13 protein-coding genes and 1 pseudogene are annotated in these 23,019 nt (G+C 66.3%); 8 read left to right on the top strand and 6 right to left on the bottom strand.

The genetic code is table 11. The features are described from left to right. Positions 1-55: 55 nt before the first annotated feature. The 4 genes from L978_RS06065 (at position 56) to L978_RS06050 (ending at position 8,328) form a co-directional block, all read left to right on the top strand. The gene (locus tag L978_RS06065; RefSeq protein ID WP_231555001.1) at positions 56-664 is read left to right on the top strand and encodes a DUF4352 domain-containing protein; all 609 of its coding nucleotides are present in this window, start codon (positions 56-58) and stop codon (positions 662-664) included. Between the two features lie 62 nt (positions 665-726). Continuing rightward, positions 727-5,430, top strand: coding sequence for a PKD domain-containing protein (locus L978_RS06060; RefSeq protein WP_052193376.1), 4,704 nt, complete (start codon positions 727-729; stop codon positions 5,428-5,430). 187 nt (positions 5,431-5,617) lie between these two features. Then, positions 5,618-6,913: a hypothetical protein gene (locus tag L978_RS06055; protein WP_156118237.1), complete on the top strand. Its 1,296-nt coding sequence runs from the start codon at positions 5,618-5,620 to the stop codon at positions 6,911-6,913. Positions 6,914-6,975: 62 nt separating this feature from the next. Further along, a complete protein-coding gene (locus tag L978_RS06050; protein ID WP_052193374.1) occupies positions 6,976-8,328 on the top strand; it encodes a polysaccharide biosynthesis tyrosine autokinase in 1,353 nt (450 codons plus the stop codon). Between the two features lie 44 nt (positions 8,329-8,372). On the opposite strand, the gene L978_RS06045 is transcribed toward L978_RS06050, so the two are convergent. From L978_RS06045 to L978_RS06035, 3 genes are read right to left on the bottom strand one after another with little or no spacing between them, the layout of a single operon-like run. Beyond that, positions 8,373-9,833 (bottom strand): lipopolysaccharide biosynthesis protein, encoded by a 1,461-nt coding sequence (locus tag L978_RS06045; RefSeq protein WP_047521315.1) that lies wholly within the window; start codon positions 9,831-9,833, stop codon positions 8,373-8,375. Then, positions 9,833-11,041 carry a Coenzyme F420 hydrogenase/dehydrogenase, beta subunit C-terminal domain gene (locus L978_RS06040; protein ID WP_047521313.1) on the bottom strand — a complete coding sequence of 403 codons (1,209 nt, stop codon included), beginning with the start codon at positions 11,039-11,041 and terminating at the stop codon, positions 9,833-9,835. Before L978_RS06040 ends, L978_RS06045 begins: the two co-directional genes overlap by 1 nt. Further along, the gene (locus tag L978_RS06035) at positions 11,038-12,129 is read right to left on the bottom strand and encodes a polysaccharide pyruvyl transferase family protein (RefSeq protein ID WP_047521310.1); all 1,092 of its coding nucleotides are present in this window, start codon (positions 12,127-12,129) and stop codon (positions 11,038-11,040) included. The genes L978_RS06040 and L978_RS06035 overlap by 4 nt, the downstream gene beginning before the upstream one ends. A gap of 300 nt (positions 12,130-12,429) precedes the next feature. Between L978_RS06035 and L978_RS06030 the strand changes: the two genes are divergently transcribed. Further along, positions 12,430-15,777, top strand: a complete 3,348-nt coding sequence (locus L978_RS06030) for a right-handed parallel beta-helix repeat-containing protein (RefSeq protein ID WP_052193373.1) — start codon at positions 12,430-12,432, stop codon at positions 15,775-15,777. 76 nt (positions 15,778-15,853) lie between these two features. Here the strand turns inward: L978_RS06030 and L978_RS06025 are convergent, their stop codons facing one another. The 3 genes and pseudogenes from L978_RS06025 to L978_RS06015 form a co-directional block, all read right to left on the bottom strand. Beyond that, the gene (locus L978_RS06025) at positions 15,854-17,023 is read right to left on the bottom strand and encodes a glycosyltransferase (protein WP_052193372.1); all 1,170 of its coding nucleotides are present in this window, start codon (positions 17,021-17,023) and stop codon (positions 15,854-15,856) included. Further along, positions 17,020-18,217: pseudogene (locus L978_RS06020) on the bottom strand (glycosyltransferase). The gene L978_RS06025 and the pseudogene L978_RS06020 overlap by 4 nt, the downstream one beginning before the upstream one ends. 4 nt (positions 18,218-18,221) lie before the next feature. After that, complete coding sequence (locus L978_RS06015) at positions 18,222-19,748, bottom strand: sugar transferase (protein WP_047521308.1); 1,527 nt, start codon at positions 19,746-19,748, stop codon at positions 18,222-18,224. A gap of 350 nt (positions 19,749-20,098) precedes the next feature. Between L978_RS06015 and L978_RS06010 the strand changes: the two genes are divergently transcribed. The 3 genes from L978_RS06010 to L978_RS06000 all read left to right on the top strand — a co-directional run bounded on the left by L978_RS06010 (position 20,099) and on the right by L978_RS06000 (position 23,005). After that, positions 20,099-21,241 carry a low temperature requirement protein A gene (locus tag L978_RS06010; RefSeq protein WP_047521374.1) on the top strand — a complete coding sequence of 381 codons (1,143 nt, stop codon included), beginning with the start codon at positions 20,099-20,101 and terminating at the stop codon, positions 21,239-21,241. A 213-nt stretch (positions 21,242-21,454) separates the two neighbouring features. Continuing rightward, a complete protein-coding gene (locus L978_RS06005) occupies positions 21,455-21,730 on the top strand; it encodes a hypothetical protein (protein WP_134352921.1) in 276 nt (91 codons plus the stop codon). 102 nt (positions 21,731-21,832) lie between these two features. Then, positions 21,833-23,005, top strand: a complete 1,173-nt coding sequence (locus L978_RS06000) for a fatty acid desaturase family protein (protein WP_197055618.1) — start codon at positions 21,833-21,835, stop codon at positions 23,003-23,005. Positions 23,006-23,019: the final 14 nt, after the last annotated feature.

Here is a 23,019-nt window from a genome sequence, read left to right as displayed (position 1 = left end):
AAGTGCCGAAGCCGAGGGGGCTTCGGATGGGGAAGCTGGCTTGTGGGGAGCTAACGTGTTCAACGTTTCATCATGCCGCTCTGGGGGTGGCATCTCGCGTACTCGTGCGCCCATATTCATCGCACCGCTGATCGCGTTCGCGTTCCTGGCGGCCGGCTGCACCGCGGCACCCGATGTGGGGGATTCCCCTGCACCGGAAGGCACCAGCACGACCGACTGGACGGCGCCCGCCGACGCGGACGCCGAAGGGCCCACCGAGGCGCCGACGCTCACCGAGCAGAGCGGAGCGATCGAGGAGCCGATCACGCTCTCCACCGAGATGGTCGTCGCGGTCGATGACATCGCCATCACGACTGTCAAGCCCGAAACGCCTGGCGAGTACGCCGGGTCGGCGGTCGTCGTCACCATCTCCGTGACCAACGACTCGAAGCGTGCGCAGAGCATCGACTCGGCCGTGGTCAATCTCGTCACCGATGACGGCGATGTCGGCATCGGCACGACCGCCGGTCCGAACGAGCCTCTGCACGGAGAACTCGCTGCAGGTGCATCAGCCGAGGGCACGTACGTCTTCATGCTCGATCCTGCCAAGGGGCGTTCAGTGAAGATCAGCGTGAACTACGCCGCGGGGGAGCCACTCGCCGTTTTTGCCGGTCAGATCTCCTGACCGCGCCTCTACAGGTTTCGCCTGTTCACAATCGAAGGACTAACTGGGGCTGGGGAGTCACAATGAAGCACACGAATATCTCGAAGCGGGCGCGTTCTGCGCTCGCGTCCTTCGTGGCGGGCGCGTTGCTCGTCGCGGGGATGACGACACTGGGAGCGCAGGCGGCGACAGCCGCGGACGTGCCGCAGCCGCCTCCACTGCTGCAGCGAGATGACAACGTCGTCACCTCCGATCCGATCCCGACAGTGCAGATCGACAACGGCTACGTGTGGGCGCAGACGACCATCGGCTCGACGGTCTACGCGGTGGGCAAGTTCGACAACGCGCGTGCTCCGCTCGCGACCCCTGGGACGAGCCTGACCGCGCGGTCGAACGTGCTCGCCTACGACATCAACTCCGGTCAGCTGCTGCCGTTCGCCCCCCAGGTCAATGGAGTGATCAAGGCAGTCGCGGCATCCCCCGACGGCAGCCGTATCTACATCGGTGGCTCCTTCAATTCGGTCAACGGACAGGCGCGCTGGAACTTCGCTGCCCTCGACGCCACCACCGGCCAGCTCGTCGGAGGCTTCTCCCCCGCGATCGGAGGGACGGGTGTGTACGCGCTCGCGACTTCGGGCACGAGCGTCTTCGTCGGGGGTCTCTTCACGCAAGGCAATGGGACCGCTCGCAAGAATCTCGCGGCTTTCAGCTCCACCAACGGAGCGCTTCTGGCATGGGCTCCCCAGGCCGACCTCCAGGTCGACGCCATGGTGATGGACCCGGCCGGTCAGAACGTGATCGCTGCTGGACGATTCTCGCAGGTCAACGGCAACCTGGCGATGCGCGGTACCGTCGCGCTCGACAAGGACACCGGTGCGGTCGACGACTCGTGGGCCCTTCCACAGACGGTCAAGAATGGTGCGACCTCCGGCAAGGCCGGGATCTTCGGTCTGGCGGCCGACGCCAACGCCGTGTACGGAACCGGTTGGGTATATGCGAACGCGGCCACGGGCAACCTTGAGGGCACTTTCGCCGCGGAGGCTGGTTCCGGCCAGGTCCGCTGGATCTCGGACTGCCTCGGTGACCACTACGGGGTCTACTCGACCGGCAAGGTCGTCTACACGACAAGCCACACGCACGCTTGCAGCACCCAGGGGTTGCACCCTGAACAGAACCCGCGCACGCACCGCTATTCCGAGGCGTACACGGCAGATGCACGCGGCACGCTCGGCAACCAGCCAGCGGCCGGCAGCACCTACAAGAACTGGGTGGGCACGCCGGCGCCGTCGGCTTACGCCTGGACCCCCGACTGGGCGGTCGGAGTCACTACGGGCCTGGGTCAGGCCGGTCTCTCCATCACTGGAGCCGGCAACATGATCTCGATCGGTGGCGAGTTCCGCTCGGTCAACAACGGACGCTTCGAAGGACTGGTGCGCTTCTCGACGACCCCGCCGGGCGGCGCAAAGGACGGCCCGCGTCTCTCCGGGGAGAACTGGGTCCCGACAGCGCAGTCGTTCATCCCCGGTCGGGTTCGTGTCTCGATCCCGTTGAACTGGGACCGCGACGATCTGGCGTTGACCTACGAGCTTCGCCGCGCAGGCACGAGCACGGCGGTCGCGAGCAAGACGGTGGACAGCACCTGGTGGGACCGCTCGTCGGTGACGCTCGACGACACGTCCACGACACCGGGATCGCAGCAGCAGTACACGGTCGTCGCCAAGGACGGTGACGGGAACACGGCCAGCAGTCAGAGCGTCACCGTGGCCGTCGCCGATGGTGTGGTGTCGCCGTACGTCGATGCCGTCACGGCCGACGAGCCGCAACTGTACTACCCGCTCGGTACCGTCGCCCAGGACTGGGCGGGGTCTAACACTCCCGTCTTCGGGTCCGGAGTGAATTCGGTGTCGTCAGGCGTCCAGAACACCACGACAGGCGCTTCGTCGTTCAGCGGCTCGTCATCCGGTCGTGTCGCGACGAGCGCCCGCGTGGCTGCGCCGAAGTCGTTCTCGACCGAGCTCTGGTTCCGGACGAACACGAACTCTGGGGGGAAGCTCCTGGGCTACGGCTCGGCCGCATCGGGAGACTCGAGCAGCTACGATCGTCATCTCTACATGACGAACAGCGGACGTCTCGTGTTCGGCACCTACAACGGCAGTACGCAGACGGCGCAGAACAACACCGCGCTCAACGACAACACCTGGCATCACGCCGTGGCCACTCAGGACTCGAGCGGGATGAGACTGTACGTCGACGGCGAACTTGTCTCCTCCCTCGCGGGTGCGACAGACGCAGAGAACTACACGGGATACTGGCGAGTCGGTGGGGACAACCTCAACGGCTGGCCCTCAAGCCCGAGTTCGAAGTACTTCTCCGGCTCGCTGGATGAGGTGGCGGTGTATCCATACGCGCTGACCCCCGCGCAGATCCGCACGCACTACGGCGTCGGCAAGGGATTCCAGGCTCCGACGGCTTCGTTCACCGCGTCGGCGACGAACCTCGAAGTCGCGTTCGACGCGAGCGCTTCCGCACCTGCCGGGGTAGCCACGATCACTGGCTACCGCTGGGACTTCGGTGACGATTCGGCCTCAGCCACGGGCAAGACCGTGAACCACACCTACGAGGCGGGCGGAACGTACACGACGCGACTCACGGTCACAGACAGCAACGGGCTCACCTCGACGACCGAGCAGCAGGTCACGGTGCAGGGCGCCAACGTCGCGCCGACGGCCTCGTTCGAGCTCTCGGCCTCCGGCCTGGCAGTCTCGGCGGACGCCTCTGCCTCGACGGATCCGGATGGATCGATCACCTCTTACGCCTGGGACTGGGGCGACGGATCCACTTCCACTGGGCAGGTCGCCAGCCACACCTACGCATCGGCGGGTACTCGGACGGTGACGCTCACCGTCACCGACGACCGCAACGGTACCGGATCGACAACGCGTGAGGCCGTTACCACGCACGCGGACCCCGTGGCGATGTTCACATCGACGGCGTCGGGCCTCAAAGTGGATGTGTCTGCTGCGGGTTCGAGCGCATCCGACGGCGCTACCCTCGCCTACTCCTGGAACTGGGGCGATGGCACCCCCGCCGGTTCCGGCGCGACGGCCACGCACACCTATGCAGAAGCCGGTGCCAAGGACATCACCCTCACGGTGAGTGACAGCCTGGGGTCTTCGGCGAGCACGACCCAGTCGGTCACGGTCCAGTCAGAGGTCTTCGCCGCTGCCGACTCCTTCGGCCGATTGGTCTCGAGCGGTTGGGGCGCGGCGGACATCGGCGGCACTTGGGCTCCGATGGCGGGCTCCGCAGCCGTAACGTCCGTCGCAGACGGCGTGGGCACGGTGAACCTCGGACCGGGCGAGACGCGCGAGATGTTGCTGCAGGGGACCTCTCTGCGAGACACCGAGGCGCGGATCTCCTACACGCTCACCTCCGGACCGTCGACGGGAGTGGCGTATGAGGGCCTGGGTGCGCGTCGCTCCGGTTCCAATGGGTACCGCGCTCTCGTCTGGCACCGCGCGGACGGGTCGACGTGGCTCGTGATCCACCGCAACGGAACGGCGATCGCGAGTACCGCAGTCCCCGGTACCACCTGGGCAGCCGGCAGCACCTTCCACCTCGCGATGGAGACAGCAGGCTCTTCTCCGACGACAATCCGCGCCAAGATCTGGGCGGCCGGATCAACCGAGCCGGAGGACTGGCAGCTCACCACGACGGATGCAACACCCGCCCTGCAGGTCGCGGGCGCGACCACGGTGTTCTCTTATCGCGCCGGTTCCGCATCGGGAACGAATCCGATCAACTTCGACGACTTCGCGGTGAAGGACCTCGCAGCTCCGGCACCTGAGCCGGATCCGGAGCCCGACCCTGAGCCCGAGAACGCTGCTCCGACGGCGGCGTTCACGGCGGCGGTTTCCGACCTCACGGCCGACGTCAACGGTGGCGCGTCTGCGGACAGCGACGGCACTATCGCGTCGTACGCCTGGGAATTCGGTGATGGCTCCTCGGGAACCGGCGCGACCGCGTCGCACACGTACACAGCGGCCGGAACCTACACGGTTTCGCTCACGGTGACGGATGACAAGGGTGCGACGAACACCGCGACGCAGCAGGTGACGGTCACTGCGGCGCCGACGGATCCGGATCCGGACCCTGAACCGGAGCAGCCCGGAGCGCTCGCGAGCGACGAGTTCGACCGCACGGCGACTTCCGGATGGGGCACCGCCCCGACCGGCGGGGCGTGGACCATCGCCGGCGGCTCGGCGGCGGCTGCGACGGTCTCCGACGGCAACGGCCGGATGGCATTGGCGGCCGGAGGAACTCGGTATGCGACGCTCGATGGCACACCCCTTGGTGACGTCGTTATCGAGACAGCGTTCACTGTTGATCAGACGCCGACGACGGGCGGCTCCTACATCGGAGTGGTGGCTCGAGGGACGGCGGCAGGCAAGTACCTGGTCCGTGCCTGGTTGCGTCCGGACGGATCGCTGTGGCTTGTCGCCCATCGAGAGGGCACGGTACTTGCCACGCAGGCGGTCACCGGGTTCACCTGGGCAGCGGACACCTCGTATACCCTCAAGGTGTCGGTGACCGGGTCGTCGACCACTGCGCTCGCGGCAAAGATCTGGGCCACCGGATCCAGCGAGCCGGCGAACTGGCAGCTTAACGCGACCGACGCGACCCCGCTCGCGGCGACGGGTTCCGTGGGGCTGGCCGGGAACCGTTCTGGCTCCTCGACAGCCACGCTCGGACTGGCGTTCGACACATTCCGGGTCACCGCCCCATAGTCACACCCGAGAAGGCCGCTGCCGCGCTCCGCAAGCGCGGCAGCGGCCTTCGGCGCGGTGCATGAGAAAAAGGCGCCGAGAAACGAGAAGAGCAGTGCCGGAAGTGTGCAGAACGATGGGAGTGGTCGGGTTCGCCCACGGCTCCGATTCTGGCCCGCGTCAGCGCGCCGGAGTAAGATTCTGACGCATGGCCACTGCTGTTCCGATTGTGCTCCTCGCCGTCGGAGGGATCGCCGCACTGGCCCTCTTCATCCTCGGGCTCCGGATGCTCCCCCGCGCCGCCTTCGTGGTGTGGGCGGGAGTGCTCTTCTTCGTCCCGCTCTGGGTCGGCGTGAACCTCGGTTTCTACTGGGCCGCGATCAGCCTGCTCACGGCATTGCTGATCGTCGTGAACTGGTCGGTGGTCCCACTGCGAGCAGCAGATGCTTGGGTGGCTGTATTCGTCCTGCTGATCGTCGGTCTCTTCGGAGTCGGAGCCGTCGACCTTCCTTCGCTCGTCGCTGCCGTACTCGAGTGGTTGATCCCTTACATCTGGGGACGAGTGGTTCTCGCCCGCGTGCGAACCGATTGGGTGACGAACGTGATCGCGGCGGTTGCCGTGATCGCGGCGGCGTTGGCGATCCTCGAGTTCCTCACCGGAGTCAATCCATTCGTCTTGATCCCCGGCTCGGGGGTCGTGTACGACACGTGGAGCCCACTGCAGGAGCGAGCCGGGGTCTTCCGCGCCGAAGGAGCCTTCGGGCATTCGATCGCTCTCGGGGCCGCGCTGGCGATGTCTTCCGCCTTCGTGGTCGCCGTGCGGTGGGTGCTGGTCGCCAAGATCGCAGGCGTCGTGCTCATCGCCGTCGCCACGGTGCTGACGTTCAGCCGCACGGGCCTCATCACCTTGGTGATCACCCTCGCCCTCTCGACATTCCTCGTCCCGGGCGTCTCCAAGCGGTTCCGAGCGGCCGTCGCCGTGGCGGGAGTCGCTGGCGCCATGATCGTGATCCCGATCATGGACACTGTCTTCGGTGCGGCGGGGGACGAGGCGGGGGGCAGCGCCGACTACCGCACGGATCTGCTCGTGCTGCTCTCTCAGGTGCGGCTGTTCGGCAACCCGGGCGAGTGGCAGACGCTGGTCGCGGGCGACTACTACCTGGGGTACTTCGCTCGTTCGATCGACAACGCTCTCGTACTGACTCTTCTTCGATACGGCTACGTCCCCACCTTCGTGATCATGGCCGCTGTCGTGTGCGCTTCGATCATGGTTGCGCGGCCCTCGACACGCAGCCCCGCAGCGCTCGCCGTGGCGGGGCAACTGCCCAGCCTGGTGGTGGTCGCGCTGATCACGCAGTACAGCATGTTCTTCTGGTTCTGCGTGGGGCTCGCAATTACCTGGGCGCGGGATGCGGCCGGTGGTCCAACCCACGTCGACGATGCGGACAGGCGAGATGCCCTCACCGATCGTGTTCCTGGGCCATCGGTGATCGTGCCGCCGTAGCCGCGACAAGGCACCAGCGAGGGGACACTCTAGAATCGAAATCCGAGGGGGAATGGGGAATCATGGGCGAGAGCCGGATCAGTCTGCGTGTCATCCTGGGATCGGTACGCAAGTTCTGGTGGGTCATCATCGCCGCGGCGGTCCTCGGAGCGGTGGGATCATTCGGTTTCGCGTCGCTGCAGACGCCGCTATACCAGGCCACGACCTCGCTCTATTTCGCCCTCAACCAGGGGACGAGCGCGTCGGACCTCAACCAGGGCTCGGCATACACCCAGAGTCAGATGCTGTCATTCGCGCAGCTCGCCACCAGCTCGCGCGTGCTGGAGCCGGTCATCGACGAACTCGATCTCGACACGACCTCCCGAGAGCTCGCCCGATCGATCGAGGTCTCCATCCCGCAAAGCACCGTCATGCTCCGAGTCACCGGAATATCCGAGGACAGCGAGGGCGCCGCTGAACTTGCCAACGCAGTAGCGGCGCAACTCATCATCGCGGTGAAGGACGTTGCACCGAAGGATCCGGCAGGCGACTCGACCATCACCGCCGAGATCATCGACGACGCGGTGGCCCCCGAGTTCCAGTTCACCCCCAGCAAGATGCGCGATGCAGTACTCGGAGGGTTCCTCGGCGGCGTGTTGGGGTTGGCCGTCGCAGTGCTCATCGGGGTGCTCGACACCCGCGTCCGTAACGAAGAGACGCTGGCGCAGTCGGGGGGAGACCCCGTGCTCGGCGTCGTCTCGAAGGCACCGTTGCTGGCCGATCGTGGAATCGCCGTGGTGCAGGAGCCACTCGGTCACACCGCGGAGGAGTTCCGTCGTCTCCGGTCGGCACTCGCATACGCCAATGTGTCGTCGCGTGTGAAGGTTCTGCTGGTCACGTCGGGGATGCCCGCGGAGGGAAAGTCCACGATCTCCGTGAACCTGGCGATGACTCTCGCCGGACTGCGCAACTCTGTTCTGTTGATCGACGCCGATATGAGGCGCCCTCGCGCGCATGAGCACGCCGGCATCGACGGGTCGATCGGACTCACGAGTGTGCTGCTCGACGAGGTGGACTTCGAGGTTGCCAAGCACAGCGTGGCAGACAGCACCTTGGATATCCTTCCCGCCGGAACGGTGCCGCCGAACCCGGCAGAACTGCTCACCTCCGCGAGAATGGCGCAGCTTCTCGACTTCGCTGCCGCAGAGTACGACTACGTGGTGATCGACTCCCCACCGACGCTGAGTGTCGCGGACGCGAATCTCTTCGCGACGCAGACGGACGGAGTGATCCTCGTGGTCGACGCTACCAAGACGCGGCGTGCAGCGCTGGCGAAGAGCATCAAGTCTCTCGAGTCCGGCGGCGCGCGCATTCTCGGCACGGTCCTCAACAGGGCGCGTCCCGATCGACACCGCAGCGAATACTACAGCGACTGACGCGATGGCCTCGCGTCAGCTGAGGATCGGCCCGGCGTGGGTCTTCACTGAGGCTGCCGCTTCACCATGAGCCGGACGAAGGCGAGCAGGCTGGATGCATCGCGACGATAGACCGGAAGTACCAGGAAGGCCGCGGCGATGACGACGCCGCCGCCCAGACCGAGCAGGAGCTGCACCCCATCGGGGGCGGAGGCGGTCAGGTGGGCGATGCCCAGACTCGCCAGGCCCGACGCGAGCGTGGTCGCGATGATGCGACCTGCGCCCTGGTAGAGCTTGCGGTGGGGAATCGGAGTGACGCGGGACAACCACGCGAGCGAGATCGGCCAAGCGATCGCCGGATGGACGGCGAAGGCGACGGCGACCCCGAAGAGTCCGAAGAACGAGCCCACCACGATGCAGACGATCTTGATCACCGTGGTGACGATCGTATAGCGCAGAAGCTCGGCACCGAGGCCTCGCGCGAGGTAGATCCAGTAGCCGACGAAGGACACCGTCGTCAGGAGACCTGCGATCGCGAACATGCTGATCAGCGGTGCCGTCTCGGCCCACCTCGCACCTAGCATGATGCCGACGACGGGATCGGCAAGTCCCGCGACGATCGCCAACGGAATCCCTATCGTGTACCCCAGTGCCAGCTGAGCCGCGATGACGTAGGTGTCGAAGCGCCGCTGGTCCGCCTGCACTCGGGAGAGAACAGGCAGGGCGACGGACTGGAGGGGGGAGCGTACCTGTCCCAACGGCGTCATGATCAGTTGGAAGCCGCGGTTGTAGAGACCGAGTGGTTGCGTTCCGAAGCGGATGGCGATCGTGACCGTGTCGATCTGCCGCCCCACGTACGCCAGCAGGTTCGCCCCGACCAGATGGCTGCCGAAGGTGAGGAACGCGCGGATGGGGACGGCGCGCGAGTACCAACGCGGGAACCACCGGCCGGCGATGAGAACGCCGACGAGGATGGCCGTCCCTGTCGTCAGCTGCTGGACGACAAGGGCCCAGAATCCGGCCCCGAGAAGCGCAGCGGCGACGGCCGCCGCGAGGGCGATGGCGGATGATGTGACATCGACGATTGCAAGCGCTCGCAGCTTGAGGTCGCGCATGAGATTCGCGCGGTGTTGCGTCGCTACTCCATTGAGGAGAAAGATCAGGGACAGCCACTGGACGATGCCCTGGAGGTCACCCTGTTGGGAGATCGCCGCGACCGGCCAGGCGAGGACGAAGGTGATGGCCGTGAGAACGACGCCGATCGCCGCATTGACCCAGAACAGGTTGTCGCGCTCGCCGGTCGAGAGTTCCGGGGCTTGGATCGACGCAGAGGTGAGACCGAAGTCACGGAAGATCTCGCCCAGGCCGACGACCACGAGCGCGATCGCGAGAAGGCCGTAATCGTGCGGCGAGAGCAGTCGCGACAGTATCACGACGGAGAGCAGCTGTAGCACGATCCGCGCTGCCTGCGCACTCAGGGTGAAGAAGGCGCCTCGAGCCGCCGAATGCGCGAGTGCCGAGGCCATCATCGCCTCCGCTGTGCGCGGACTCGACGATACGTGCCGCGGAATGTGCGGATCGCCTCACGCGGGTACGCGAGCGAGAGGCGCGCGAGACCGAACCCTCGGTAGCGAGGCGGACGGCGTCCGGCGAAGCGGGAACCGAGCAGGCGCGCGAACAGGAAGCGCTTGCGCGTGACCTGTAGCGGTTGGGCGGCGGCGAGTTGCGACATCGGCAGCTCGCCGAGGACGATCACCCCCGCCTCGGCGGCGGCACGGATGGTCTCCAGGCCACGCGGTGTCCGGGCGATGAGCGCGCTCACACCGTCTCCCTCAACGAAGACGGGGTACCCACGCTCGTCGGTCGCCCACGAGTCGGCGCACACGATGTCGGCGGATTCGCCGACGCCGTCGACGCACACCTTGCACCGCCACTGCGTCGTCGGTCCGAGCACACGGCCCCAGGAGTCGTCGTAGTCCGCGCTCACTTCGCGGTCGGGGGTGCGGGCGATGAACCGGCCGGGCCAGCCGTCGCCGCGGTAGCGGAGCGCGGTGACCGGCTCCGCGGGGGTCACGCCGAGGTCCTGCAGCAGGTCGTCAGTCGCGTGCTGGCTGGGCGTGCCCGCGCAGAAGAAGGAGAGCATCAGCGGCGCCTCCCCGTCCACGAGGTCCGGGGCGGCGCGGCGCAGGGCGGCGATCTCGCACGGCTTTCCGGTCACGGCTGCCCCCCGAGCCAAGACGTCCGGGTTCGCCAGCGTCGATATCGGTGCGTATCTGGATCCTGCCGCACCCAGGGCCTGTTCCCTCGTCATGATGGTGACGGGGACAGTCCGTCGGACATCCTCTGCGGATCCGGCGGCGCCGGTGATACGTGTGGCGCGGCCCGTGGACACAAGCCAGGTGTGCAGCGCCGTGAGCGCCCCGCCGCTGCTGCCTGCGCGACGCACCTCAGGGTCGGCGGCCCATGCCTGCCACGCTTCCAGATACGTGCCCAGTTCGGGATGGCGCTTCGCGCCGGGCGGAAGTGCCGGCGCGGCCACGACGACGCCGGGACAGCTGCGGGCGAAGATCTGCTCCGCGCGCGCGATGGGCCGCGATTCGCCAACAAGGCAGGGACGGCTGTACCCATGCTCATCCACGTGCATCTCGAGCCCGGGGTCCAGTCGCACGCACAGTCCGCACCCACTACAGGCGTCGCGTTGCAGGACGCCCTCGACGGCGGCGAGGAGCGTCATGCGAGCTCGGCCAGCCGGATCGTGGCCGGAGCGAGAAGCTCGGTGCCGCGCTGCTTCGCCTTCGCCGCCTCATCCCTGAGGCTCTCTGAGGATGCGTCTTCCAGAACGGCCTGCGCGATCTCCGCGGCGGTTCCGGCCGCGGGCGCGGTGAGGGGGACGATGTGCTCCCAGCCAACCGAATTGAGCAGAGGGGCGAACTTGCGCGAGTAGGACATCGCGACGGCAGGTGTGCCTACCGACAGTGCGTTGAGGCACGCATGCATTCGCGCGCCGATGACCAGCTGTGCGCCGGCGATCGCCGAGCGCGCATCGTGCAGATCGGACGGCGTGAAGACGTCGATCTCACGGTGGAACGTCTCGGCGAGTTCGGCGCATGCCGGAGCATCATTGTCGGCGTTCGGAGACGCCAGGACATGAGGCATGAGAGTGACCTCGCGCCCCTCGGCTCTGAGGCCCGTGATCAGACGGACGATGGCTTCCCGGTAAGTCGACGCATCCACGTGCGGATTCTCCCGCCACAGCAGGCCGGAGACATTGAGGAGGACGTCGCGACTTCGTCCGATGGAGGGCTGATTGATGCCGAACACGAGATCGCTGGTGACGGCGTCGACGGGACGACCGAGCTGAGCCGCTGCTGCGGCGCTGATCGGGTCGCGCGCGAAGGCGAGTGCACTACGTCTCAGCGAGCGGCGCGCCAGCGCCCGTCCGCGTCGCGTCTGGAAGGGGCCGATCGTCTGCGGCGCGAGGACGACGGGGACTCCCGCCTGTGCGGCGAACTCGTGCACCAGGGACATGGTCGTGTGCCGGTGAAGCCCGTAGATGTCGGCGAAGCTGTCTCCCGAACGGGTGTCCCACACGAGGTCGAACTGTCGGAACCAGTCCATCATCCCCAGGCGGCCGGTCGCGCGCTCGCGCAGAAGGGAGCGCGGCTGACCCCACGGTAGTTCTTTAGGTCGCTGCCCGTAGTTGGCGAAGACGACCTCCGCATCGGGCCACACGCGATGGAGAAGGTCGGCAGAGCCCTGCGCGAGTGCGCGGACGCCGAGATTCGAAGTCGTGTCGTTGGCCCACATCACAAGAATGCGCATGCTACCCCTCCCGATCGTCGGACTCCCCAGTGCCGAATACCGATCGCCGTCGACCACCGCAGCACGAGGCGGCGGCGGACAGATGTTCCCCAATCTCCGTGTCGCCGATCAAGAGGATCGCGCGGACACCCTCAGAACATTATCAGTACAACCCTTGCCGCGCAGCGGCCGCGTTGGTGCAGGCTGGATTTCTCAGGCCTCCCTGCTATCATCGCGGGTGGCAGGGGGCCTCGCTGATCGTCGCGCCTCCGGAGCTGCGTCGACGGGCGAGGAAGAAGCCCGACGATAGACAGAATCGACGTGAACTCCGTGCCCCTCTCGAATCGCCCCGCATCGACCTCCCATCCGGCACTACGTCGGCTCACCCGCGTGACCATCGCCGTCGCGGTGGTGTTCGGGACGACGCTGACTGCGCTCACCCCCGCCTTCGCGGATGCACCCGCTCTGTCCACGGAGCAGGTGACGTCGGTGCTGCTGCACGATTCCATGGAGAGGACGACGAGCGCCGGATGGGGCGCAGATCCGTCCGGCACGCCATACGAGGTAACACCTTCCGCGCAAGCCGCGGTCAACGACGGGGAGGGCTCCCTGGTGCCGCCCGCACCGGGTCGCACTGCCGCCGTCAGTTGGAAGAGCGAGGTGCCGGCGGATGTCGATGTGACGACGGCGCTGAAGATCGCTCGGAACGAGTCGGAACGTGGAGGCGCGTACGTCGGAGCCCATGTGCGTCAACAGGGCGACCGATCCTACGCGGTGCGCATCCGTGCGACGGAGACGGGAGCGACGGAGCTGAGCCTCGCCTCTTTCGTGGGGTACGTCGCGACGCCCTTCGCCCAGCGGACGGTGGATGTCGACGGTGCTCTCGCCACCGGCATCAACCTCGAGATCCAGGCGGTCGGAACCGACCCTGTTGTGCTGCGCGCCCGCGTGTGGGCGCAGAACGAGGAGAAGCCGGACTGGCAGCTCGAGTATCGCGATGCCGAGGCGGGTCGACTGACGCAGGGCGGAGGACTGGGGTGGAGCCACTACGCGTCTTCCGGCGGCGTCGTTCTCCCGGTCCAGGTCGGGGAGATCACCGCAACCACGGTCGCGCGGAGCGACGAGGAGCCTGGGACCGATCAGGGCACGCAGCCCGGTGCGGATCCGGAGGATCAGCCGGGAACGGATCCGGAGGATCAGCCGGGAACGGATCCGGGCGCGCAGCCCGGTACGGATCCCGAAACCGAACCGGGAACGGATCCGGAAAAGGGAACAGGCATCGGTCCTTGCTCCGCTGAGGACATTGTCTGCGACACGCTTGAGCGATCTGTCACCGGGGGGTGGGGATCCGCAGACACGGGAGAGGCATGGGTCCCGTCCCGCGGGGCGATCCTCGACGTCGCCGACGGTGTCGGTTCGATCACCAGTCCCTCCAGCGGACGTACGGCCATCCTCGAGCTCCGCGATGTTCGCGCCGCGGACGTTTCGGGCTCCTTCAGCTTCGGGATCCGCGAACTCCCGTCGTCCGGATCCGGCGTCTACGTCTCCGGGGCCGTGCGAGTGACTCCGGATGGTGCCTATGGGATCCGCGTCCGCGTGCAGCCGAACGGTGTCGCTCACCTCAGCATCGTGCGTCTCTCTGATCTGACCACCGCGAAGACCCTGGCCGAGTACCGCTGGGATCAGCGCGTCGCGACCGACACGGACCTTCGCATCGCCTATCAGGTGACGGGCACGGACGAAGTGCACCTCGCCGCGAAGATGTGGGCCGCGAACGGGGTCGAGCCTGGAGCATGGCAGGTGGCAGCCGAGGATTCCTCTCAGGACCGCATCAGTCAGCCGGGCGGTTCGGGGTTGACGGTTTACTCATCGACCGGTGGAAGCGTTCGAACCGTGGACATCGACGACTTCCGGATGCAGAAGGTCGGAGACGGTGCGCCGGGCCCCGGTGCGCCGGACCCCGGTGCGCCGGACCCCGATGATCAAGATCAGGTGCGAGGTGAACCCGGGGCGCGAGAAGTCGCGGACTTCGACGATGTCGCGCCCGCCGATGCGATCTACGTCTCTCCGAACGGAGTCGACAGCGCCTCCGGATCGCGGGGCGCCCCGCGGCGGACGGTCACCGCGGCTCTGCGGATGGTTCCCAACGGCGGAACCATCGTGCTCCGCGCCGGCAGTTACCACGAAGAGGTGCTCGTTCCGCCGCAGAAGCGGGTCACGATTCAGGCCGCGCCTCGGGAAGAGGTGTGGTTCGATGGGGCGGCTCCCGTCTCGGGATGGCGGTCGGAAGGCGCCGTCTGGATCAAGGACGGCTGGGACACGCGTCTCGACTCGAGTCCGACCTACACAAAGGGTGCGCCCGACAACACCACTCCAGGCTGGCAGTTCGTCAACCCGGCCAAGCCGATGGCCGCACATCCGGACCAGGTCTGGATCGAGGGGACGCAGTTGACCGAGGTCGCGCGCCGGGACCAGGTCGGCGCGGGGACGTTCTTCGTCGACGACTCGAGACGTCAGCTCGTGATCGGCTCAGATCCGACCGGGGCGGATGTCGCGGCCAGCACACTCACGCAGGCGTTGTCGGTCCGATCCGTTGGCAGCGAGATCCGAGGTATCGGGGTCCGTCGCTATGCAACGAGCGTCCCGCAGATGGGAACAGTGATCGTCGCCGCGAACGATGTGTCTCTCACGGACGTGGTCATCCGCGACAACTCGACCACCGGCGTGTACTCCTGGGGTCTGCGAACCAGCCTCACGCGGGTTTCGCTCATCAACAATGGGTTGCTCGGAGGAGGCGCGGCGACGGCCGATGGCCTCACCCTGCACCGTGTGCTGTCCCGCGGCAACAACGCCGAGGGATTCAACCGCGCTCCCGTCTCGGGGGCGTTCAAGGTGACCCGCTCGCGCGGTGTCACGGTCACGGACAGCGCCTTCATCGAAAACACCGGTCAGGGGCCGTGGTTCGATGAGTCGGTCTACGACATCACCTTCACCGGCAACGACGTGATTGGCAACACCGGGAACGGGCTGGTCCTCGAGCTGTCCGAGCGCGCGGTCGTCGCCGACAACATCGTGGCGGACAACGATCTCTCTGGAATCTACGTGATCAACACAGGGAACGTCGCCATCTGGAACAACACGGTGGTGGGCAACCAGCGCAACGTCAACATCACTCAGGACTCACGCCGTGCGTCCGACACGAAAGCGGCTGGCCATGACCCTCGGCAACCGCTGCCGGATCCCACTGTCAGCTGGATCATCGCGAAGACGGTCGTTTCCAACAACATCATTGGTGATGCCTCGGGCAACTGCCTCGTCTGTGTGGAAGACCGTTCCAAGGAGTTCACGGCAGCGCAGATGGTCTCGTCGATGAACGGCAACCTCTATTCGCGTCCGTCCAATTCTCAGCCGGCGTGGTTCGGGGTGTGGTCTCGTGGGGCGGCGGGCAATCCTTCCGTCTCGTCGACTCTTGCAGAGTTCACGGCGGCGACAGGCCAGGAGCGCCGCTCGGTTCTGATCGAGGGAGCATCCGTCGTGACCGATCTCCGCACCCTGCGGCCGACCTACCTGGTTCGGCAGGGCGAGATTGCTGTCCCGGTACCGGGTGCCGTGAGTAACGTCTCGCACCTGCCATCTGGGGCCTCCGTGCTCGGAGCCCAGGACAGGTGAGAGCGAACGAACTGAAGCTGACCGAGCCGGGTATCGAGAGCCTGAGGCCTCGATACCCGGCCGATCGGGGGTGGCTCTATCGGTCGTCTTCGTCGACCGTCGTGCGACGCCGATCCAGGACATGCGTCGCAATGCTCGACCGGTACACCGACGGTGCGTGCCGGCGGAGCGCCTCGGCTCGGCTGTCGGCGACGGTCGACACCATCTCATCCCAGTTTGCATCGATGTCCGCCAGCGCGTTCGCGATCGCATCCGGACTTCCGGCACTCACGAGCTGGGCGGTCGCATAGCCGCCGGCGGCTTCACGCAATCCGCTGCTGTCGCTCGCGATCACGGGGCGCAGGGCAAGGATGCCTTCGACCGCTGTGTTTCCGAACGGCTCGTCGGCGCGCGAGGGGACGACCAGTACGTCTGCCTCGGCGAGAAATGGCCAGATGTCCGAATGGAACCCGGCGAACTCGACGGCCACATCGGCAGCGGCAGCCTTCTGGCGCAGGTCGCGCTCGAACCACTCGTATCCTTCGAAGACAGCTCCCACAAGGGTCACGTCGACGAGGCGGCCCTCCGCCTGTAGGCGGTGCGCGGCATCGATCACGAGATCCGGTCCCTTCCGCGGCGACAGCCGGCCGACGTAGAGCACACGGAGCGCGTGCTCGGTGCGTGGCCGGGGAGCAACCGGGTGGGGTGGTGAGGCGACGCCGTTGTAGACGACATGCGAGCGGTGGGCGAGAGCCGGTAGCGCGGTATCGATGGTGTCGCGGCTGAACCGACTATTCACGAGAGTGCGCTGCGAGACGAGATGAGGGGAGTACAGGATGCGGTTCACGATCCTGCTGCCCGACGCTTCCGCCTCGTGAACGTGACTGATGGAGCGTGTGCGCCGTAGCCGGGCGACGAGCGGCCATTGCGGAATGATGATCGTCGAGACGTACACGACGTCAGGGCGGACGCGACTCATGAGCCGCCAGGCGGCTCCGAATCCGCGGAACGTATCGCGGAACAGTCGGGGGAGACCGCGCGGGGTCAGGAGGACCTTGCGCAGGACCAGCATCGGGAGGATCACGACCTCGGCGCCAACAGCCCGGAGCTCGTGCACCAGAAGTCCGGTGCTGGGCAGAGCCACGACGACGCGGGCGCCAGCTTCCACGAGGCCGGCTGCGCTCTCGAGTAGCATCCGGTCGGAGCCGAACATCTCGGCGCCCGGATGCGCCAAGAGAACGGTGGGGCGCATCGGGTTCTCGGTCATGACGCCGCCGATCCAACCGCGGCCGGCGACCAGTCTGTCGATCGCCGACGTGCGCGACGAGCGGAGGGATGGATCGTCGCGCGCTCGGCGAGGCGCTGGGCGAGCGTTTCGTACTCGTCCGCGACATCGTCCCAGCGGAACCGGTTGCGCGCGGTCTCTTGTGCGGCCTTCGCCCGCGACGCGGTCAGCATCGGCTCGCCCTCTGCCGCCATGATCTGCGAGGAGACCTCGCACGCGTCTGAGAAGAACCAGCCGTTGCCGTCCAGCACTTCGCGATTGAAGGGCACGTCATAGCCGATCACGGCCGTACCAGCACCCATCGCGCGAAGAAGTGAGGGGTTTGTGCCCCCCCACGGAGTGGCCGTGCAGATAGGTGACTGCGTTTGCGTAGAGCGCATCGAGCAGGTCTTGGTCGTAGATACCACCGACCAGTCGAATCCGGTCGTCGCCGTCGGCCACGCGCTCGATCTCCTGTGTGTAGTCAGCGCTGTAGGGTGCTGAGCCGACGACGACGAGAGGGAGTTCCGCCTTGCTGTCGTGGTAACCCTGAACGATCTCGAGCACGTGGTTCTCAGGTTCGAACCTTGCCACGACGAGGTGGTACCCGCCGGGCGTCAAATCCATCTCCTCGACCCCGCGGGCTGGTAACTCGTCAAGAATCGGTGCGCCGTAGCGGATGAGTTCCGTCGGCACGTCGAACTGGTGGCGATAGTAGTCGGCGATCCCGGGGGCGTCCGCGATGAGGGCGTCCGCTGTGCGAACCCCGAATTGCTCGGCCCATCGGTAATACGCCTTGCCGCGTGGGCCCCACTTCGAGCGCCGCCACTCCAAACCGTCCATGTGCAGAGCCACCGGCGCGCGTCTGAGGCGCAGCAGAGGCAGGAAGGGGGAGTTGGCGGCGTTGAAGACGAAGGTCGCGTCGGGGCGACGTCGGAATATGAGGTGCAATGCGGAGAGCCCGGTGTGGCTGAGCGTCTCGACTTGTTTCACCGGAACAGCGGGGAGGTGCACGACACGCATGCCGAGGTATTCCTTCTCGCGACGTTCGGAACCGCGCGTGTAGACGACCACGTCGTGCCCTCGATCCGCGAGGCGACGCCCGACCTCCTCGATCGCGGTCTCGAAACCTCCATAGGCCGCGGGCACTCCTCGGGTCCCCACCATCGCGATGGTGAGGCGGTTCGAATAGCTCATCCGTTCAGTATGCCCCGCTCGGCTGGACCATGACCTTCGCCGTGCGCCACATGATCTGTAAGTCGTTCATGACCGACCAGTTCTCGACGTAGCGCAAGTCGAGGCGGACACTCTCGTCCCACGAGAGGTCGCTGCGTCCGGACACCTGCCACAGACCGGTGATACCCGGCTTGATGTACAGGCGACGGAACACCGTGCCGTCATACGCGGTGACCTCCCTGGGCAGCGGCGGACGAGGGCCAACGACGCTCATGTCTCCGGTGAGGACATTCCAGAACTGAGGGAGCTCGTCGAGTGACAGCTTGCGCAGGATCTTTCCGATGCGTGTGACGCGCGGGTCATCCTTCATCTTGAAGAGAAGGCCGGCGCCTTCGTTCTGTGCCTTGAGCGCTGCGAGCTGCTGCTCCGCGTCGGTCTTCATCGAACGGAACTTGACCATCTTGAAGGTGCGCCCGTCTCGTCCGACGCGCTCCTGGAAGAAGAACACCGGTCCTGGCGAGTCGAGCTTGATGAGCGTCGCCAGCACCGGGGTGACCAGGCCGATGGGGATGAGAGCGAGCGTCGCCACCGCGATGTCGAGCGCACGCTTGAGCATGTGCACGCCACCCTCGTAGGTTGGGATCTTCACCTGGATCAGGGGGAGACCGTCGACCTGGCGGAGGGAGATGCGGGGTCCTGCGACATCGGTCAGCCGACTCGACAACACGAGCTCGGCGGCAGTTCCTTCCAACTGCCAGCTGAGCTGCTTGATGAAGTCGGGGTCTCCCTCGGGGCGGCTCGCCACGATGATGGTGTCCGCCCCGAGCTGCGCCGCGGCTGCGGCGACAGAGTGAAGATTGCCCACGACCGGGTAAACACTCTCCCCGATCGTGAGCGTGCCGGCATTGCGATCCAGCAGCGTCGTCCCCACGACGTGGTAGCCGTTCTCCGCACCCTTCTGCAGAGAATCGATCACATACTCGACGTCCCCGGTATCGCCGACGACCAGGGTCCTCGACGCGTACTGGCCCCTGAGGCGCTGCCGCTGCAGCCAGCGGCGCCAGGTCCAGCGTGCGAAGAGCAGCCCGAGCATCCCGACCGGGAGCGCGGCGAAGAACAGCGGCTGCAGTCCTTCCCACTCCAGGAGGACGCCCGCGATCGCGGCGATGCCGAAGGCGAGACCGCCGGCGTGTGCCACGCGGCGGTACTCGGTGGCTCCGGATCCGAAGATGGCGGCCGCCCGGGTGTTGAGGGCCGACAGCATCAGATACCAGGCCAGGCCGAGAAGCGCCGCGTTGCGCAGCGCTTCGGCGGCCCACACGTCGGTGATCAGCTGGATCGCCGCCGTCAGACCGACCGCGAACAGGATGACAGCCGCATCCGTGATCCGCAGACGCATCCGATAGCCGCGCTCCCACTGCCGACGTCGTTCCAACGTCGCCGATGCGCGCGGTGTGACCACCGTGCGCGTCACCGACTTGGTGGCTCGCGGAGCCGCCACCGGCGCGAAGCCCGTACGAGCGATGCTCAGAGCATCCTCGACGGAAGTCATGCCGAGGCCCCTTGAGCCGTGAATGTACGCAAAATTCCCCAGTGCGTCATTTGATTCCCCAGATTCCCCAGACCATGAACCCCACGTTCACGGCATCGTCTGCGTCCCGACCCCTCGGGTCCTGCTGAAACTCTCTGTGATTCCCACATCACGGAGTGCGTTTTCGCCGTCCCACACGGCGTTCGCTGACAGCAGGCACTGCAGACCTTCAACACTGTAGCGGAACATGCGGGCGACCGAAAGGTAATTCTCCCGAATGGACGAACCTGTGTCGCCGCGGGGATGAGACCTGGCGCTATCCTGTCGCCGTGACCGCGAACCCGACCACTGCGCGCTTCCACCTCCGCCCGATGCTGCCGCGCGATCCTGCCCAGCCGCACCGCACCGCCAGCACGCTCGAGCTGTTCTTCGACCTCGTGTTCGTCGTCGCGGTGAGTATCGCATCCGCGCAGCTGCACCACGCGCTGAGCCATGGCGACTTCCTGCACGGCATCACTTCGTACGCGATGTTGTTCTTCGCGATCTGGTGGGCCTGGATGAACTTCACGTGGTTCGCGACGTCCTTCGACACCGACGACTGGCTCTATCGCGTGACGACGTTCGTTCAGATGGGTGGTGTCCTCGTGGTGGCGGCGGGTATCCCACGGGCGTTCACCGACGGTGACTTCACGATCACGGTCCTCGGATACGTCGTCATGCGCATCGCGATGGTGGCGCAGTGGCTGCGGGCATCACGCTCGGCCGGTCCCTTGCGTTCGGCGACACGGCGATACGCGTTCGGCATCGCCGCGGTCCAGGTGCTGTGGATCCTCTTCCTCGTGATTCCGAGCGGGCCCTGGCAGATCGCCGCGTTCGTCGTCTTCGCCCTCATCGAGATCGGCATCCCGGTGTTCGCCGAGTACCGGAAGCAGACGCCCTGGCATCCTCACCACATCACGGAGCGCTACGGCCTCTTCACCCTGATCGTGTTGGGGGAGAGCCTGCTCGCGTCCGCGAACGCCATCATCGAAGCGATCGAGGAGGTCGAGAGCCTCGGTCCGCTGATCGCGATCTCGGTGCTCACGCTCGTCGTCACGGCGTCACTGTGGTGGATCTACTTCTGGCCACCGCACCACCGGGCCATCACCAGCTTCCAGCGCTCACTGCGATACGGCTACACGCACTACTTCGTGTTCGCAGCGGCCGCCGCCTTCTCGGCCGGGATCGAGGTCGAACTCGACGTGTTGACGGGGGAGAGCCATCTGTCCAACGTCGCGGCCTCCTTCACCGTCACCATCCCGATCGCGATCTTCCTGCTCGGCATCTGGTGGATTGCGATCCGGGAGAACGCCGACCGCGTGGTGAACACCGTCGTCCCGATCGCTGCTCTTCTCGTGCTGCTGGACCCGGTGCTTCCGATCCCCGTGACCTTGACGGCTCTGATCCTCGTCGGCGTCGTCGTGGTGCTGGTCCTTCGGCCGCCGGTGGCATCGGCAGACGGCAACGAGGTCTAGCGCGAGCCGCGGCGCTGATCCAGCGCGCCACAGCGCGATGCAACGGTCTGCTATGCTGATCATGCAACGTGTGTGCATCGCCCCTCTCGGCCGCCACGTCGCCACTGATCAGGGCCATCACGGACCGCGCACATCGATGCGTGCGGAATCCGCCCTCGATCTCACATCTTGCGGAGCGCCACGCGTGTCCGCCACACAGCAATGAGCATGACCATGAGCACGACCACTTTTCCTCCATCCGATCCGTTGACCTGGAAGCAGGCTGACGATGACGTCCACGTCGCGACCCGTGCCGGCGAATTCGCCGGTTTCGTCGAGTTCGATGGCAGCGCCCATCTCGTGCGCGACAACCACGGCGCCGAGCTCGGCGCATTCGGCTCGCTCGACGAGGCCTTCCGTGCGCTCGAAGACGCACACGAGCCGACCCCACAGGGTCCTGCCTTCCTCCCGCGAGCCTGGCGGCGCCGCGCTCGCCGCGCCCGCGCCTGACCGAGCGGCGGAGCGCCGGACCCGAGCGTCCCTGGGCGCTCGTCGTGAGGTTCCGATGTATTCCCTGACGCGTATGCGGTGGGGGCTACTGTGAGGTAAGCGTTGGGCGGCTGCCTTGGGCTTTCACAGCTCAAGGGCTCCGAACGTCAGGAGAAGATCATCTCCATCACACAGATCGAACCGACCGCGGCAACGCTGGGCCCGATTCGTCAGACGTACTCCGGCAATGCGGATTTCCCGCCGATGGCCAAGGCGTACAAGCAGGTGTCGCAGGTGGTCAAGGAGACCGGGCTGCTCGGCCGGACGCAGTGGTTCTACGTCTTGGTGTCCGTCGGCATCGCCGTCGCTCTCGGCGGCCTCATCACCGGCTTCATCCTGCTCGGCGACAGCTGGTTCCAACTGCTCATCGCGGCGGGCCTCGGCATCGTCCTCACCCAGATCGCGTTCCTCGGACACGAGGCCGCGCACCGCCAGATCCTCACAACGGGTCCCGCGAACTTCAAGCTCGCACGCATCGTGATCGCCAGCATCGGCATGAGCTACTCGTGGTGGGACTCGAAGCACACCAAACACCACGGCAACCCGAACCAGGTCGGCAAGGACCCCGACATCGAGGTCGACACCATCTCGTTCCTCGAGGAGGACGCGGCGAGGGCGAAGGGCTTGATCAAGCTGATCACCCGCAAGCAGGGGTGGCTCTTCTTCCCTCTTCTCACGCTCGAGGGACTGAACCTCCACTTCCTCGGACTGAAGTACCTCCTGACGACCAAGAACGTCAAGGGACGCTGGACCGAGCTGAGCATCATCGCACTGCGGTTCGCCCTGATCCTCGTGCCCGTGTTCATGATGCTCCCGCTCGGGATGGCGTTCGCGTTCATGGGCGTGCAGTTCGCGGTGTTCGGTGTCTACATGGGGGCCGCCTTCGCGCCGAACCACAAGGGCATGCCGATCGTCGATCCCGCCGCCCGTCTCGACTTCTTCACCAAGCAGGTCCGCACCTCCCGCAACATCAGCGGGGGCTGGTGGACGACCTGGCTCATGGGCGGACTCAACTACCAGGTGGAGCACCACCTCTTCCCGAGCATGCCGCGACCGCATCTGGCGAAGGCGCGGGAGATCGTGCGCGACTACTGTGCCGCGAACAACGTGCCGTACACGGAGACCAGCCTCGGACGCTCGTACCTGATCGTGATCGAGTACCTCAACCGGGTCGGCCTCGCGGCCGGTGCCGACCCGTTCGACTGCCCTGCGGTGGCGCAGTTCGGTCGGGCCTAGCCCGCACACACATC

The organism is Microbacterium sp. ZOR0019, assembly GCF_000800925.1.
Classification (GTDB): Bacteria; Actinomycetota; Actinomycetes; order Actinomycetales; family Microbacteriaceae; genus Microbacterium; species Microbacterium aurugineum.
The sequence above is the reverse complement of the archived record's forward strand: the minus strand, read 5'-3'. Positions and strand labels throughout refer to the sequence as shown.

Coding starts and splice junctions, on each gene's coding strand:
- L978_RS06060 (WP_052193376.1), top strand. CDS start 727: ATGAAGCACACGAATATCTCGAAGCGGGCGCGTTCTGCGCTCGCGTCC.
- L978_RS06055 (WP_156118237.1), top strand. CDS start 5,618: ATGGCCACTGCTGTTCCGATTGTGCTCCTCGCCGTCGGAGGGATCGCC.
- L978_RS06050 (WP_052193374.1), top strand. CDS start 6,976: ATGGGCGAGAGCCGGATCAGTCTGCGTGTCATCCTGGGATCGGTACGC.
- L978_RS06045 (WP_047521315.1), bottom strand. CDS start 9,833: ATGGCCTCGGCACTCGCGCATTCGGCGGCTCGAGGCGCCTTCTTCACC.
- L978_RS06040 (WP_047521313.1), bottom strand. CDS start 11,041: ATGACGCTCCTCGCCGCCGTCGAGGGCGTCCTGCAACGCGACGCCTGT.
- L978_RS06035 (WP_047521310.1), bottom strand. CDS start 12,129: ATGCGCATTCTTGTGATGTGGGCCAACGACACGACTTCGAATCTCGGC.
- L978_RS06025 (WP_052193372.1), bottom strand. CDS start 17,023: ATGACCGAGAACCCGATGCGCCCCACCGTTCTCTTGGCGCATCCGGGC.
- L978_RS06015 (WP_047521308.1), bottom strand. CDS start 19,748: ATGACTTCCGTCGAGGATGCTCTGAGCATCGCTCGTACGGGCTTCGCG.
- L978_RS06010 (WP_047521374.1), top strand. CDS start 20,099: ATGCTGCCGCGCGATCCTGCCCAGCCGCACCGCACCGCCAGCACGCTC.
- L978_RS06005 (WP_134352921.1), top strand. CDS start 21,455: ATGAGCACGACCACTTTTCCTCCATCCGATCCGTTGACCTGGAAGCAG.